13 protein-coding genes are annotated in these 16,458 nt (G+C 43.6%); all 13 read right to left on the bottom strand.

All coding sequences use genetic code 11. The annotated features are described in order from the left end of the window. Position 1: 1 nt before the first annotated feature. The 13 genes from xdhA to DWW86_RS10510 all read right to left on the bottom strand — a co-directional run bounded on the left by xdhA (position 2) and on the right by DWW86_RS10510 (position 16,451). A complete protein-coding gene (gene xdhA / locus DWW86_RS10570) occupies positions 2 to 2,278 on the bottom strand; it encodes a xanthine dehydrogenase subunit XdhA (RefSeq protein ID WP_117943038.1) in 2,277 nt (758 codons plus the stop codon). 80 nt (positions 2,279 to 2,358) lie between these two features. Next, on the bottom strand, positions 2,359 to 2,850 hold the full coding sequence (locus tag DWW86_RS10565; protein WP_117943036.1) for a 4Fe-4S binding protein: 492 nt from the start codon (positions 2,848 to 2,850) through the stop codon (positions 2,359 to 2,361). A gap of 1 nt (position 2,851) precedes the next feature. After that, the gene (gene xdh / locus DWW86_RS10560) at positions 2,852 to 5,434 is read right to left on the bottom strand and encodes a selenium-dependent xanthine dehydrogenase (RefSeq protein ID WP_117943034.1); all 2,583 of its coding nucleotides are present in this window, start codon (positions 5,432 to 5,434) and stop codon (positions 2,852 to 2,854) included. Between the two features lie 65 nt (positions 5,435 to 5,499). Beyond that, positions 5,500 to 7,254: a selenate reductase gene (locus tag DWW86_RS10555; RefSeq protein ID WP_072520957.1), complete on the bottom strand. Its 1,755-nt coding sequence runs from the start codon at positions 7,252 to 7,254 to the stop codon at positions 5,500 to 5,502. Positions 7,255 to 7,306: 52 nt separating this feature from the next. Continuing rightward, positions 7,307 to 8,638: a putative aminohydrolase SsnA gene (gene ssnA / locus DWW86_RS10550; RefSeq protein ID WP_117943032.1), complete on the bottom strand. Its 1,332-nt coding sequence runs from the start codon at positions 8,636 to 8,638 to the stop codon at positions 7,307 to 7,309. Positions 8,639 to 8,868: 230 nt separating this feature from the next. After that, entirely contained in the window at positions 8,869 to 9,462 is a 594-nt protein-coding gene (locus tag DWW86_RS10545) for a histidine phosphatase family protein (RefSeq protein ID WP_117943030.1), read from the bottom strand. Continuing rightward, positions 9,455 to 9,835: a bifunctional adenosylcobinamide kinase/adenosylcobinamide-phosphate guanylyltransferase gene (locus DWW86_RS10540; protein ID WP_072520954.1), complete on the bottom strand. Its 381-nt coding sequence runs from the start codon at positions 9,833 to 9,835 to the stop codon at positions 9,455 to 9,457. Before DWW86_RS10540 ends, DWW86_RS10545 begins: the two co-directional genes overlap by 8 nt. A gap of 10 nt (positions 9,836 to 9,845) precedes the next feature. After that, positions 9,846 to 10,628, bottom strand: coding sequence for an adenosylcobinamide-GDP ribazoletransferase (gene cobS / locus DWW86_RS10535; protein WP_117943028.1), 783 nt, complete (start codon positions 10,626 to 10,628; stop codon positions 9,846 to 9,848). Next, positions 10,625 to 11,179, bottom strand: coding sequence for a bifunctional adenosylcobinamide kinase/adenosylcobinamide-phosphate guanylyltransferase (locus DWW86_RS10530; protein ID WP_072520952.1), 555 nt, complete (start codon positions 11,177 to 11,179; stop codon positions 10,625 to 10,627). Before DWW86_RS10530 ends, cobS begins: the two co-directional genes overlap by 4 nt. A 2-nt stretch (positions 11,180 to 11,181) precedes the next feature. Continuing rightward, positions 11,182 to 12,234 carry a nicotinate-nucleotide--dimethylbenzimidazole phosphoribosyltransferase gene (gene cobT / locus DWW86_RS10525; RefSeq protein WP_072520951.1) on the bottom strand — a complete coding sequence of 351 codons (1,053 nt, stop codon included), beginning with the start codon at positions 12,232 to 12,234 and terminating at the stop codon, positions 11,182 to 11,184. 39 nt (positions 12,235 to 12,273) lie between these two features. Further along, positions 12,274 to 12,693: a GtrA family protein gene (locus DWW86_RS10520; RefSeq protein ID WP_015543063.1), complete on the bottom strand. Its 420-nt coding sequence runs from the start codon at positions 12,691 to 12,693 to the stop codon at positions 12,274 to 12,276. Between the two features lie 12 nt (positions 12,694 to 12,705). Beyond that, the gene (locus DWW86_RS10515) at positions 12,706 to 13,662 is read right to left on the bottom strand and encodes a glycosyltransferase family 2 protein (protein ID WP_117943027.1); all 957 of its coding nucleotides are present in this window, start codon (positions 13,660 to 13,662) and stop codon (positions 12,706 to 12,708) included. Beyond that, a complete protein-coding gene (locus tag DWW86_RS10510) occupies positions 13,659 to 16,451 on the bottom strand; it encodes a YfhO family protein (RefSeq protein WP_286187700.1) in 2,793 nt (930 codons plus the stop codon). Before DWW86_RS10510 ends, DWW86_RS10515 begins: the two co-directional genes overlap by 4 nt. Positions 16,452 to 16,458: the final 7 nt, after the last annotated feature.

The following is a 16,458-nucleotide window of genomic DNA, read 5'->3' as shown; positions in this document are numbered from 1 at the left end:
CTCAGATAAGTCCTGCTTTTTTGAATCCGTCGATCAGACGCTGTGGTGTCAGCGGATTTTCATTAAATGCAACACCGGTTGCATGAAGCACTGCGTTACGAATCGCCGGTGCACTCGGAATTGCCGGCGGTTCTCCAAGAGCTTTGTTTCCATATGGACCCATCGGATCATCCATTTCCACAAAATCGGCTTTGATGTCCGGCGTATCCAGCATCGTCATCAGTTTATAGTCCAGAAGATTACCATTTAAAGGTCTTCCTGTCTTTTCGTCAAGAATCAGCTGCTCACTGATACCATAGCCCATACCCATCGACATACCACCATGTACCTGCATTTCGGCAAGCTGTGGATTCAGAAGTTTCCCGCTGTCATGTACATTGATGATATGAAGAATTTTTATCTTTCCAAGCTTTATGTCGACTTCAACTTCAGCAAAGCAACAACCGGTTGCAATTGTGTTTTTCTTTACCTGCTCAGATACTTCAGCTGTCAGAACAGATGAATTTGTCAGACTGTAGTAACTCTCTTCTGCCAGTGCAGCAAGTGAAATTGCCTGCTCTTCGCCTGCCCAGATCCAGTTGTCACGAAGACTTAGTTCTCTGGTATCTACCTCAGGCAGTAAAGTCTTTGCATAAGCCAGAATCTTGTCTCTTAAAATTTCTGCACAGTGTTTCACTGCGGTTCCGGTTACAAAAGACTGTCTGGAAGCATAGGCTCCCGTATCAAACGGGGATACGTCCGTATCCTGCACAGTCTGGATGTGTACATGAGCCATATCTGTATGAAGTGTTTCTGCAACCATCTGTGAAAATACAGTATCCGCTCCCTGTCCGATCTCCGTTGCACCAAGCTGAAGCTGCACACTGCCATCCTGATTCAGTGAAAGACGTGCCCCTGCGATTTCCAGTGAAATCGGCCATACGCCGGTTTTATACGAAAACAGAGCCATACCTACCCCTCTGCGTACCGCTCCTGTCTGCTTTGCATATTTTTTTCTTTTTTCATCCCAATGGATATATTCTGCACCCTTTTTCAAACATTCAAAAATACCGTTCGTATTTGCAGCGATCGGTTTCAGATAACGGTCTTCATAATATCCTTCAATTAAGTTTTTCCTGCGGAATTCCAGTGGATCCATGTGGATTGCCTCTGCCACATCATCCATAAAGCACTCTATTGCGAAGCATACCTGCGGAATGCCGTAACCTCGCATTGCACCGCCTACCGGTGTGTTGGTATAGATCGTATAAGCCTCTCCGCGGATATTAGGACAGGCATATTGCAGTCTCCATGAAGTCAGACCGTTTGCTGCGATCGCATGACCGTGTGATGCATAAGCGCCCTGATTGGAATAAGAGTGCATATCCTTTGCAACAAGCTTTCCTTCTTTATCCACGCCTGCGGCAAGATCAAATTCAATAGCATGACGGGTTCTCGTATTGCAGAAAGTTTCTTCTCTGCTGATATCCAGTTTGACCGGTCTGCCGCCCACCTGCGTTGTCAGGAAAGCATTCAGTGGTTCATATAAGACATCCTGCTTATTTCCGAATCCACCTCCGATATATGGCTTGATCACACGGACATTGCCCCACGGGATTCCCAGCGCCTGACCAATGACACGACGCACGATATGCGGAATCTGCGTAGATGTCACAACCACGATCCGTCCTTTTTCCATATAGGCATACGAAATCGGGTTTTCGATATGACAATGCTGTACAATGGGAGTCTTATATGTGCCTTTTACCACCGTTTCAGCTTCTTCCATACCTTTATCGACATCTCCGATAAAATAATTTGAACGGGCAAGTACGTTATCTTTTTTATCGAAATGAATCGGCGGTTTGCTTCCATACATGGATTTACGCGGATGAATCACAACCGGATATTCCTCATATTCTACTTTGATCTTTTTCAACGCTCTGGATGCAATAATTTCATCCTCCGCAACAACCGCTGCAATATCATCTCCATAATAGCGCACACGACCGGTCAGCAGATTCCTGTCTGCCACATCCTGATGTGCCGGTTCCACAGACCATGGATGTCCCGGTGTCGGATAGCAATGATCCGGGACATCATGGAACGTCACAACCTTCACCACCCCTTCCATGATCTCGGCCTCACTTGTATCAATAGATTTTACGATTCCATTTCCAATTGTTGCATGCAGCACTTTCGCCACCAGACATTTTTTCGGAAGTAGATCTTCTGTAAATTTTGCTCTTCCGGTGACTTTCTCATATGCGTCTACACGCGGAACACTTTTTCCAATCATGATTACTCACCTTCTTCATAAAATTTTCTCAATAAAATCTTTTGAATAGAAAAAAGAACTTACCTGTTAAAATACTTCTGTCATTTTATTTCTGTATATATTCCGCGCAGATCATAAATTGCATGCTGTGGACATTTCACCGCGCACATTCCACAGCTTAAACACAGTTCTTCATTGATCACGGCATGATTCTCTGTAATCTGAATGGCACTTGCCGTACAGGTCTTTTCGCAGATACCGCAGCCGATACAGCTTACTTCACACTGTTTCTTTGCCGCTGCTCCTTTGCTCTTATTGGAGCATTTTACAACAATATAGTTTGCACATTCATGAATGTGAATAATCTCCTGCGGACAGACCTTTGCGCATTTCCCGCAGGCAATACATTTCTCTTCATCCACTTCTGCCACGCCATATTCATTTAGAAAAATCGCCCCGAATTTACATTCCTGTATGCAGGCGCCACAGCCGATACAGCCATCAGCGCATCCCTGTCCGTCTTTTGCCGTCCGACACCCACCATTACACGCCACAAGGGCTGCACGGTATGGAAATCTTTTTTTCACAGCCATATCACCTCTTCCTTTCGTATGGTGTATCTGTAAGCGGCAGACTGTATCTCCGTATTCCGTCATAGCGGAAATATGCGTCTGCAATCGCCGGTGCTGTAGGAATCGACGTGATTTCTCCGATACCGATTGCACCGCACGCTACATTTAATCCCGGTTTATCTACAACAATTGCTTTGATCTTCGGAACTTCATGAGCGCGGAACAATCCAAGTGAACCATATTTTTGAATCGGCCTGCAGTTTTCGTCAATCGGATATTTTTCTCTGAGTGCATATCCCATCGACATTACAACACCGCCTTCAATCTGCCCTTCGCAGGACAACGGATTGACTGCCTTGCCGACATCATGTGCCGCGACAATGTGTTCCATCTTACCGGTCTTTTTATTCAGTATACACATCTGCGTTGCATATCCATATGCCACATGAGAGACCGGATTCGGCACATTAGCACCAAGTGGATCCGTCTTTGCCAGATATTCTCCGTAATAAACGATTCCCCTCATATCTTTCAGACTTTTTCCTGTTTTTCTGTCTTCCATCAGCTTTTCACAGGCTCTCCGGCATGCTTCTCCGGTGATCAGTGTCTGTCTCGAGCCGGACGTCGTACCGGAATCCGGTGCAATCCAGGTGTTGCTTCTTTCGTATACAATATCCTCATGTTTCAGATCTGTATTGGTCACAACCATCTGTACAAGAACGGTACCGAGTCCTTGTCCGATGCAGGATGCTCCGGAATAGATATGCAGTTTCTCATCGTCTTCCACGATCAGCTTCACACGTCCGGTATCCGGGATGCCAACACCGACACCGGCATTTTTCATTGCACATCCGATTCCGACCGGTTTGCCCTCTGCCAGAGCAGTCTCATAATCCTCCCGAACCGCCTCCAGTGTCTCAATAAGACCTGTAGACTCATCTACAATCTGACCATTCGGAAGTACTTCTCCCGGACGTATTGCATTGCGGTAACGGATTTCCCACGGTGTGATTCCTACTCTATCTGCCATCATATTCAGAAGTGTTTCTGTTGCAAAACAGGTCTGGGTAACACCAAATCCACGAAAAGCACCCGCCGGGGGATTATTCGTATAATAAGCAGTTCCTTCAATTTCAAAATTTTCATAATGATATGGTCCTGCCGCATGCGTGCAGGCACGTTCGAGCACCGGTCCGCCAAGAGATGCATATGCTCCGGTATCAGAAACTACAGTAGCTTTTACTCCCATAATATTTCCATGTTCATCACATCCCATTGTCATATCCATATAGAACGGATGACGTTTCGGATGCACCAGAAGGGACTCTGCCCTGGTCAGTTTTACTTTGACCGGTTTTTTTGTCACATAAGTAAGAAGTGCTGCCAGATGCTGAACCGTCATATCTTCTTTTCCACCGAATCCGCCTCCGACCAGTGCATTCTGCACTTTTACTTTATCTGTTCCAAGTACAAGGGAACATTCATGCAGTGTCTGGTGTGCCGACTGGTCTGTCGAATAAATAAATACATCCCCATCCTCATCATAAAATGCAACCGCGCATTCCGGTTCCAGAAAAGCATGTTCCGTCCACGGTGTCTCAAAGTGATGCGAGATCACATATTTGGAATTCTGAATTGCTTCTTCTGCGTTTCCACGGCTGATATGTTTATGCGCGCAGATATTGTTTTCCTCTTCGTCAAACACCTTGTGTGCGTCCGGTGCAGCTGCCTCTTCAATCGTGTGTACAGGTGGCAGTACTTCGTATTCTACTTTTATCAGTTTCTTTGCTTTTTCCGCTGTTTCCCTGTCCTTCGCGGCAACCAGCGCGATCGCATCTCCCAGATAATGTGTAAGTCCTCCGACAGGTATCAGGGTATACTGGTCATGTTTCAGATGGCCAATCTTGTTTTCTCCCGGTATATCCCCGGCAGTCACAACTGCTTCTACACCCTCAAGTGCTCTGGCTTTGGACGTATCGATTGAAAGTACTCTGGCACGTGCATACTGACTTCGAAGTGCCGTTCCATAAAGCATTCCATCAAGATAAAAATCATCCGGGTATCTGCCTGTTCCAAGCACTTTTTCCTCTACGTCGATCCTCGACACACGGTTTCCGATTGCCCAGTTCTGGTCTCCGTCATCCGGAAGTACTCCTGCATCCAGAATCTTTGCTGCAAGCCGAACCGCATCCATGATCTTTACATAACCGGTACAGCGGCAGTAGTTATTTCGCAGGGCATATCTGATTTCATCATCGGAAGGTGTTTTATTTACATCCAGAAGCGCCTTTGTACACATCACCATTCCCGGGATGCAGAAGCCACACTGTACAGCCCCCGCCTTTCCGTATGCATAAGTATAAACCTGTTCTTCCCATTCCGTCAGACCTTCCACCGTGATCACTTCCCTGCCATCCAGTGAATCCGTATCCGGAACACATGCCTTGCAGGTCTTTCCGTCAATGATCACGGTACAGGCTCCACATGCCCCTTCACTACATCCATCCTTCACTGAAGTCAGATGAAGTTCATCCCGCAGAAATCGTAGCAGTTTTTGATTTTTTTCAGTCTGAACAGTCCTGCCGTTCACCTTAAATGTTACCATAGCGGCTCTCCTTTTCACTACTTATATGATATCTGCGGATTTTTGCAGTATGCATTTTCCTGATATCACATAAGCAGATATGTATAATCGTCAATCACAGTACACATCAGTTTGCCGAGATCCTCATTAAGAATTTCTGCCGGCTGGTCGGCCTTGACTTTCTCCAGTCTGTCTCCGATACGTACCAGTACCTCTTTTGTTCCGGCATCAAGTACAGTAAATCCGTTATTTGTACTGTCTTTCATGTCTTCTTCCGTTGCAAACAATGTAAATTTGTCTTTATACGGTGCACCTGCATACTGACAGAAGGAACGACAGTTTCCACATTCGTTGCACATATAATCTATGTGAAGAATCTGCAAAAGTTCCATCTCCGGCACTTCGATCAGCACATTTGCACGGTTTGGACATACGTCTGCACAGTTTCCACAGACACGTTTATGTCTGGTAAATTCTTTTACTTTCGGTGCATCTTTTTTCTTCAGGCAGTCAAGAAGAGGTGATTTTTCTTCAGTTTGTTTACCTGCCGCTTTTTTGACTGTTTTTTGATAATGTGCATCTGTAAGTGAATCCGTGGCAAGTTTTTTCAGTTCTTCTACCTGAACCTTCCCGTCTTTTTCGATTTCACAGGTATCTGCTTTCTCGGCAATACGCGTCAGCCATTTGTACCCGCCCGGTTTCAGAAGTACCGTCGCCACTGTAACCGGCCAGATGCCGCAACCCACGATCTGATCAATGTTTTTCTGATCCGCCCCTCCCGAGAAAGACATTGGAAGTTTTCCGTCAAAAGATTCCGCCAGACGAGCCGCAACTGAAATAGAAAGCGGAAACAACGCCTTGCCGGACATATACATTTCTTCTCCCGGAAGTTCCTGGCGCTTAATATCAACCGGAAATGTATTGGTCAGTTTCACCCCGAAAGAAAGTCCTTCCTGTGCAGCAGTTTCCATCAGACGTTTCAGCATCGGCACCGCATCTTCATACTGCAGATCATCTTTGAAGTGGAAATCTGTAAATGCCATATAATCATAACCAAGATCATCCATTGCTTTTCTTACAAATTCATAGCCAAGAAGTGTCGGATTGCATTTTACGTAAGTGTTGATATGTTTCTCTTTCAGAAGATATGTCACAATATTTTCAATTTCCTGTGGCGGACATCCGTGCATTGTGGAAAGTGTGATCGAATTGCAGATTTCTGCAGGGATCGCCTCGATATCTTCTTTTGTCACATGTTCAAAAAGACTGATATGCTCCCATAACCACTGTTTACACTCTTTAAAGATGGCTGTATCTCCGGCATCTTTCAGCCCTTCAATAAAATCATCAATCTTTTTGTCTTTGATGCCCTCAAGGTTGTAGCCACAGGACATGTTGAACTGGAATCCGTCCGGATTTCCAAGTCCGAATTCTTTTGCGATCACATGAATAAGTATCCAGCCTTTAATATACTCAGCCATTGCCTGCGGTACATAAAGTTCTGTTGACCATTCGCAGTTGTATGCTTCATCTTCCGCCACGATACACGGCTTTGGAATGCATGCTGAAAGCTCCGGTCCATCCATTTTCTGCACGGTCTTTAATTCAAAGAATCTGGCACCTGCGACATATGCAGCCACAAGATTCTGTGCAAGCTGTGTATGTGGACCCGCTGCCGGTCCCACCGGATTTTCAAGTTTTCTTCCGAATATTTCGATTGTTTTTGACTGATCAGCCACATAAGCTTTCTGAATACCAAACACCTGACCTGTTTTTTTATATTCATTCAAGATCCATTCCGTCAGCTGTCCGAATGGAATGCTTTTCATAATATCACTCATATTGTATCCTCCCTGAATTCCTGAACCGCTTCCCCATCCGTCAGGAAATTAATTATCCGTTGATATCCTCTGAAAGTTCCCCTGCCGCCTGACGGCAGTCTGCCATAATCTTTTTCTCATCACATACCAGCAATTCACGGTCTTTCATCAGAATTTCTCCGTTACATACGGTTGTCTGTACCATACTTCCATTTACCCCAAACAGGAGATGACTGTTGCAATTGGATGCATCCATCGGTGTCAGCGGATCATAATCGATCACGATCACATCGGCAGCGGCTCCCACTTTCAGAATACCAAGAGGTTTCTTAAAATAACGATTCGCAATCTTTGCATTTCCCTCAAACAACATCTGCGGAATTTCACTCCATGCTGCTGTCGGATCACAGAGATGGTGTTTATGCAGAATGTTTGCCACTTTCCAGGACTCCATCATATCATGGGTATATCCGTCTGTACCAAGGCCCGTCAGAATGCCCTTGTGTACCAGTTCCATCGTCGGAGGACATCCACAGGCATTCCCCATATTCGATTCCGGATTGTGCACTACCATTGTATCTGTCTCTTTGATCAGATCCATCTCATGTTCATTGATATAAATACAGTGTCCGAGAAGAGTCTTCGGACCAAGAATATTCCAGTCAGAAAGGCGGTCAACAATACGTTTGCTGTGCTCTTTCAGGCACTGATGCAGATCATAAATCCCCTCTGCTACATGGATGTGATAACCGACACCTTCCGGTTTCAGCTCATTACAGAGAGCCATCGTCTCATCAGAGATTGTAAAAGATGCATGCATTCCCATCATGGCAGCCAGCATATCACTGTCATCTTCACTCGCATGCCGGATGAAGTTTACATTCTCCATCACAGATTCCCGTGATTTTTCCATTCCGTCTCTGTCAGAGATTTCATAGCAGAGACAGGTGCGGACTCCAAGATCTTTTGCCGCTTCTTCGATCATATACAGTGAGCCTTCGATATGTCCAAAACTTGCATGATGGTCAAATACCGTTGTCACACCATTCTTTATAGAATCAATGTATGTCGCATACGCAGAAAGCTTCGTCTGCTCCAGCGTCAGATGACGGTCGATGTTCCACCACATCCCATCCAGAATATCAAGAAAGCCTTTCGGGCTGTATCCGTTGACATTTAATCCTCTCGCAAATGCACTGTAAATATGTTCATGTACATTGATAAAAGCCGGCATAATAACTCCGCCATGTGCATCTATAAATTCCGCATCCGGATATGTGTTTTTTACTTCTTCTGTTGTCCCCACCATGGTTATGGTGTTCCCATCCATTGCTACTGCTCCATTTTCATAAAAAGCGTTGGATTCGTCCCGTGTGATCATTCTTCCGTTTCCAATAATCCGCATATGCGCCCTCCCTGCCTTGTGAAATTTTTCCAATCTGTGATGAAATCTTCCATAAGTTTTCGGTATTTTGTACTATATAATGTAACATATTTTCTATCTTATTTCAACTATATTCGCAAGATTAGTTTGGTGTTCAAATTTTTTTTGTACATTCAATATAAAAACAGCGACGGAGCCCTATCCGCTCCGTCGCTGTTTTTACTATATCATATTTTTTTCCTTCTGAAAAGCTATTTTTGCTCTCCCAGAAGCTTCAGATTTCTCCTGTCTTTTTTCCAAAGGACAGGATCAAGTTCCACAAGATAACCGCATCCATTCCCGATATGCCACTCATAAAATTCTTTTTTAGGAAGTGCATATTTTTCCATGATATTCATGATCGTGCCCCCATGCACAACCAGTGCTGCCTCTGTAATTTCTTCCCGTATACATGCAGTAACCGCTCTCTGAAAACCTTCCTGATTTCGCACTGCACACTCTTCTTTGCTTTCGCCTCCCGGGAAAGCCAGAATTCCATTGCTGTCTATCCATGCCTGATATCTCGGATCACCGGAAAGTTCTTTGTAATTTTTATTTTCAAATTCTCCGAAATTACATTCTGCAAGCTGATCAATGATCCGTACCTTCGGATCATCAAACAGAATTGCCGCTGTCTCAAGGCATCTCTTAAGTGGACTTACAAATACCGCCTGCGGCTTTGGATATGTAAACTTTCTGAGCAGTTTCCTGCCTTCCTCACACAAAGGTTCATCAGTCACACCAATATAACGCTGATGGCGGTTTCCCTCCGTCATGCCATGACGGATCAACCAGATCTTAAGCATCTTTGATCACCGTCCCTATTCCACATACAACTCTCGTCACCTGCGTGCTGTATGCGGCAAGTTTCGTACATACTCTGCCAACTGCTTCACGATATGCCCTATCAAATGCATCAATAGGTACAACGCCATATCCCACTTCATCTGATACAAGAACCACCTGCGGATTGACCCGAATCAGTCGTTCTGCAAGTTCGCTGACATCATTTCCGGTTTGCATCTCTTTTCGGATAAATTCGTGAAAACAAAGGATTCCCTGTGCAGATGCAATCATCTCCCAGTCAGCATCCGCACCGTTTACCCAGACAATCTCCGGGTATATTTTGTTTGCCAGAAGTGTTTTTCCCTGAAACGCTCCCCCTATGATCATCTTCATATTTTAATCCTCACACTTTATAAATCACCATAACGACCGCCAGTACCAAAGGCATCCATGCCTCGCAGAGGCAAAGGAAATAACCCGAAAGATCGCCGGTCGTGCCGCCGAAATATTTCATTGCTTTATGTCTGTAAAACGCAAATACAAGCAGGGCTGTTACAAACATGAAAGCGCCCCATACCGGCTGGATCCAGATCATCACTGTCGCCAGGATCACAAGATATATCACCAGTGTATTTCGCACTTTTTTATCTTCTGCCTTACGCGAAAACTCTGCGACCGTACCACTTGCATTCGCCTTTGGTAACGTGATCACACCAAGTCCTGAAAGACATCTTGAAACCATATAGCCACATGCAAGAAGGTACATTGCCGGCCGGTCGTCTACTTCTGTGATCTGCATCATTGTCCCAAATAATACAAAAAAATATACACATGCCGTAATAACTGCAAATGCACCCGCATGTGAATCTTTGAGAATCTCCAGACGTTTTTCCCTGTCACGCCAGGAACTTAAGGCATCCGAAGTATCCAGAAGTCCGTCAATATGAATTCCACCTGTAAGGATCACCGGCACAAGAACCAGCACCATTGCCGTAAATGAATTTCCGAACCCCAGATATCTGCAGATCCATTCTGCCGCCAGAAGTACAATACCTATCGCCGTTCCGATGAACGGAAAAAAGCAAAGCATATATTTCATATTTTCTTCTGTCCACTCTGCCTGAGGCATCGGAATCTTTGAAAACATGGAAAATGCAATTTTAAAACTGTTCCAGAGACTTTTCATCGGATTTCTGACCTCCTGTCCACATCAGAAGCCTTATATTTTTTTTGGTAAACCGGAATTCCGTAAACGACTTCCACCACTTCATCCGCCATATCTGACAGCTTCTGATTGATCATTCCTAAATATTCCTGATAAAGTTTTGTATCACCCTGGTATTCTGCCGCTTCTGAAAAGATCTCATTTGTTACGATCACAAGATTTTCGGTCTGTTTTTGCAGAAACTCCACACCATCAACTACTGCTTTCACTGTATTTTCGTGTGCACCATTTTCCTGAAACATCTCATTTGCAACAAGATTAGACATACATTCCAAAAGGACCGTAGTTCCTTTCGGAACCGAAGCCCGGGAAAGACCGGTGTAACACTCCAGTGTATCAAATCCTTTGCCCTGACGCATAGCCTGATGACGTTTCACACGCTTCCTGCTCTCTTCGTCAAACGGGTACATAGTTGCTATATAAATGCGCCTGGCATTTCCAAAAGCAACAATACAGTCTTCCGCGAAGGCAGATTTTCCACTGCCACTGCCGCCAGTTACAAGTATCATCATTTTTATACAAGCTCCTCATACTGGTCCACATGGATATCCTCAAATGTACTCATCGATTCATAGACGGCAACTCCCATATCAAGGAACGGGAACAGTGCCACGGCTCCGCTTCCCTCTCCCAGACACATTTCTCCATGAAGTACTGCCTCTTTGCCAAGTGCTTCGAGAAGCAGATGCGCTGCCGGTTCTTTCGAAACATGAGACGCGATCATATAATCTCCCATCTGCGGACAGATACGCTGCGCGATCAGTGCTGCCACACAGGAAATAAATCCATCGATCACGACCGGGACACCAAATGCCGCACCGCCAAGGAACATTCCAGCCATACCGGCAATATCAAATCCCCCGACTTTTGCCAGTACATCAATCGCATCTTCCTGATTCGGCTGATTAATCTCAATTGCTTTTTTGATTGCATGAATCTTACGATTCAGTCCGTCTCCGGAAAGCCCGGCACCACGTCCTGTCATTTCTTCAACCGGACGGTTCAGAAGTACAGATGCCACCGCACTGCTGGTCGTAGTATTACCGATTCCCATTTCTCCCGTTGCCAGAAGTCCATAACCATCTTCTTTCAGACGACGTACCATTTCGATACCTGCCTCCAGTGCCTGTACAGCCTGTTCTCTTGTCATTGCCGGACCTTTGGTCATATTTGCAGTCCCACATGCAACTTTCAGATCTGTCGCAACCTTTGTGTCCACTGCCATACCGATGTCAACCGGAATAACTTTGGTTCCGCACTGTCTGCACATCACGCATGCAGAGGTATCGCCGGAAAGGAAATTTTCTGCGACGATTGCCGTCACTTCCTGTCCTGTCTGGGTAACGCCTTCCTCTACCACGCCATTATCTGCGCACATCGGAACCAGTGCCCTTTTGTTTATATGCATATCCGGATTTCCGGTGATTCCTGCAATCTGAATAACCATTTTTTCCATTTTGCCGAGTGAATGCAGAGGTTTTGCAATGCTGTCCCAGCGTTTCGCCGCAGTCTCCATCGCTCTTTCGTCTAATGGTTTTATTTGAGCAAGAGTTTCTTCCAGTGTCATTTTTCCATCTCCCTGTTATCTCTGTGTATCCTGTAGTATTTATTTACCTGTAGTAAATACAAAAAATTTGCTGAATATGTAATTCAATGCCAGTACTATAAACTGAGTCACAAATTTTCCAATCATATCACTGAATCCCATTTGGGCTACCAGAAGCCAGACTCCTCCGACTTCAATCACCATAGTCAGCAGTCTTGCACTGACAAATTTACAGAAAGGCTGTACATGGTCCCTCAATGTCTCACATTTATCCAGAAATACAAACTTTGAATTTACTACATATGCAAATATAATCGCTGCAATAATAGAAATGATGTTTGCAATATTTAATCCAAGATTGCATTTACGAAGTACATAGAAACATACCAGATTTACCAGTGTCGTACAGCCTCCGAAAAAAATGTATCTGATCACATCATTTTCATAGAATCGCAGAATCAGATTGATAAGTTTTTTCATTATTTTCTCCTCTTACGCATCATCTCTGACAGAACCTGTCACATCTTTATTCCCATGGATGATCTGAGATACAATATATCTCGGACGACGTTTGACTTCTTCATAAATTTTTGCAAGATAATAGCCGATCACTCCGAGGCTCAGCATGATTGCGCTTCCGATCAGAAGTAGCAGCAAAATTGTCGTTGTATAGCCTTCAATTGCATGTCCCCGAAAATATTGTATCAGTGAATAAATAATCATGACAAGCGAACATACAAAACAAATACCTCCGCCAAACGACACAAACTGAAGTGGAGCAGTCGTAAATGCAACAATATTGGTAAATGCATATTTGATCAGCGACCAGGCAGACCACTTTGATTCACCTGCTTCCCGTTCATGCACTTCAAATTCCACATATGCCGTCTTGTATCCTACCCATGACGAAGTTGCACGAAAAAACATATTTCTTTCCGGCAGAGAAAGAATACTGTTTACCACCTTGCGATCCATCATTTTAAAATCAGAGGTATTTTGCATGTCTACTTTTGTTGCTTTGGACATAATCCCATAAAAAAATCCTGCGCACTTTTTATGAAGAAAGCTTTCATTTCCGCGGCTTTTCTTGATGCCTTCAATGACTTCATAGCCTTCTTCCCATTTCCGGTACATCTCAATCAAAGTTTCTGCCGGATGCTGCAGATCACAGTCCATAACAGCCACCACTTCTCCGGTCGCCTGTGCCATTCCGGCAAAAACAGCTGCCTCTTTACCAAAGTTACGTGAAAAATGCACCCCCAGAATATTCGGATCCTTTCCCCCTGCTTTTAGTATTTCTTCCCATGTATGATCTTTAGATCCATCATCCACAAGAACCAGCTCATACGAAATCCCGGCTTCTGCCAGAACCTCATGAAGAACCCTGCATGTTTTTCCAACCATCAGTTCCTCATTATAAGCCGGAAGTACGACAGATAATCTACTCATGTTTCTTTATTTCCTCTTCTCTTTTTGCAAACTAACACCACACAAATGTAGCACAATATCCCCACACACGTCAAGACAAGCCCTGTCTTCAGATATGGAGTATAGTATGTAATACGGATCTCATGACCCCCCTTCGTGAGTTCCAGTGCCATGTACATGGTGTTTGCCTGTTTTAACTCTGTTTTCTGACCATCTACATATGCCTGAAAGCCTTTGCTGTAAGGCAGTGAAATCACAAGGACTTTATCCTTCGATACAGAAATACTGCCTGTAAGTTCATGATTCTTTATCTTGACATCTTTCAGGCTTTCCGTGCCCAGTCTGCTGGTCTGACTCTCTATATTTTTCATCGGCTGGCATACAACTTTCATATCTTTATATGAGTATACACCTGTATTTTCAAAAGTGAGCGTAATGGATTTTTTCCCCTTTTCACTGTAACCGGTATTGCAGAGGAAATCTGATCGACCACTGTATGCATTATATTTGTCTGTAAAAATACTGATCGTCTTGTCAAGGAATTGTCCTGTAACATCAATATATGCCTTCTGACTTTCTTTCCAGTATCTCCACTTACTGTTTTCGTATTGAACTTTTTTCTGCTCGTAGAGCGTCATTTTATTCCATTTCTTATCACTGATCAGCTCACGTGGAGAAAGCGCCTCATAGTCAACGCCTTCTGTAATGAGATATGTTTCACATTCATCCAGCCCGTCGAAAACCAGTTTTGCCTGTGCATTTTCCTTTGTAATGATCAGTTTCCCATCTTTTTCTTTGCAGCCTGAACCTGTCACCAGTTTATACGACACTTCTCTGTCATTAAATTCCGGTGTCGTTTCCGGTACTGCGCTGTCTGCCAGTACCACTCCCTGCAACAGAGCCTGCTGCTTTTCAACAGTCGACATTTTCGCATATTTTTTTTCTGGAATATAGGAATCATAAGTATATCCTATTGGAAGTGCATTTTTGCATTCATATGCGCGATATAATCTATCCTTTTTTTCCGCTTCTGCTGCAAGTGTATCATACCCATACGGCAAATACTCTTCTTCGCCGGCTTTTACTACAAAATATTTTACTGCTGCAAGACGATCCAGAATCGTTCTGCTGTCCAGATTCTCGTAATGATAATCCCATGGTGTATTCAGGTCGACCTCATTAAAAAAGTTCGTGATATCTCCACTTGCTACGCTGAAATAGTAAGAAGTACTGTTTGTACCTGTCTGCATGGAAGAATTTTCATAACTGTGTGTTCCCATCTGGTCATAGCGGTAAATTGATTCATCCCCAGTTTTCAGTACTGCCAGATCCGTTCCTGTTTCCAGTTTGTCCAAAGCTTCTCCCTGATCTGAAAACTCTGAAAGATAGTCTTTTTCGTAAGAATACTGATAATACATATTAAAAAGAATTCCTGCAATCAGGAAGCCACCTGTCATCAACATCAGATTTTTTCTTTTTGTAAATACTGCACCAAATGATAATACAGTAAATGTCGCCAGCACCAGCAAAAGAACTGCTACCAGATTTCTCTGTGTTCTTGCTGCATCCGGCAAAAGCGCCAGTACACAATATCCTATGAGAAAAACAAAAATCGTACGTTTTTCTTTTAATGAAAGCTTAAATAATTCCGGGTACATCTTCACAAAAATGTATGCCATGAGCATGCCATATGCCCATATCCATCGATTGGAAACATACGAGAATCCGTTAAGTACATGTCCCGCAAATGGGAACAGTAAAAAAAGGTTTATCAGAATAAAACCTGCTTTTAACGTTTTGTATTTCTTTTTCTTTGCAAACAATACAAAGCTTCCGGTCATCGAAACTGCCGAAAATCCGGCAACACCCCACTGGATCATGTTCTCGCCAATCAGACAGCTCAGATATTTCTGATAATATACTTTATCATAAAACAAAGGTACATAGTTTTCCGCTTTAAAGCGATCTGTTCCAAATACCGGAAGAATCACCGGAAGCAATATGACTGCCGCGATCAAAACCGCGATTACCGAGTATATCGCAAAAACACTCAGCCATTTTCCGACATTTTTCAGAGAATGGACTCCAAACTGTTCGAAATACCGGAATATAGCATACAAAACCATAAAAATACCCAACATGTAGAAAAAGTAAAAGCTTGATAATCCGGCTACCGCCACCGACCAGATAAACAGATATGGTCTTTCTTTTTTGTATATCTTGTCAATTCCCATAAGAATCAACGGCAGATAGATCATCGGGTTTGAAAAATATGGATGTTTCATGGCAGCATAAATTGTCCAGCCTGCAAAGATATATATCATGCAACCCATAAAAGTCGCCTGTCTGCTGTTTTTGTGATAAAAACAGTATCTGCTGAACGCAATTCCGGCCAGATAGATTCTGAGAAAAATCAGGAATTCATATAAAATCTCTGTTTTGGAAGATGGACAAAATACTGACAGTAACGTCAGCGGATCTCCAATGACATAATAGTGCAGTGTCGTCAGAATATCCGAACCATAGCCAATATGAAGATCCCACATTGGTATCGAAAAACGATGTTCTACAAATATCGTATATAAAATTCCTCTGAGATATCTTCCATAGTATGACAGGGAATTCAGATGCTGCGGCACTCCGTCATGACTCCACACAAGAGACTTTCCATTCAGATAAAATCTCAGATAGAGAAAAAGCGCAATCAATAGAAATACCACTGTATATACAATATAAAATTCCGTATTTTTGCCGTTTGTACTTCTGTTACTTCTTTTGTTTTTCATATTTTTTCTATTTTGTATGTTCATATTTTCT

This window comes from Ruminococcus sp. AF17-22AC, assembly GCF_003460065.1.
GTDB lineage: Bacteria > Bacillota > Clostridia > Lachnospirales > Lachnospiraceae > Blautia_A.
This window is presented reverse-complemented; position numbering and strand designations above follow the sequence as displayed.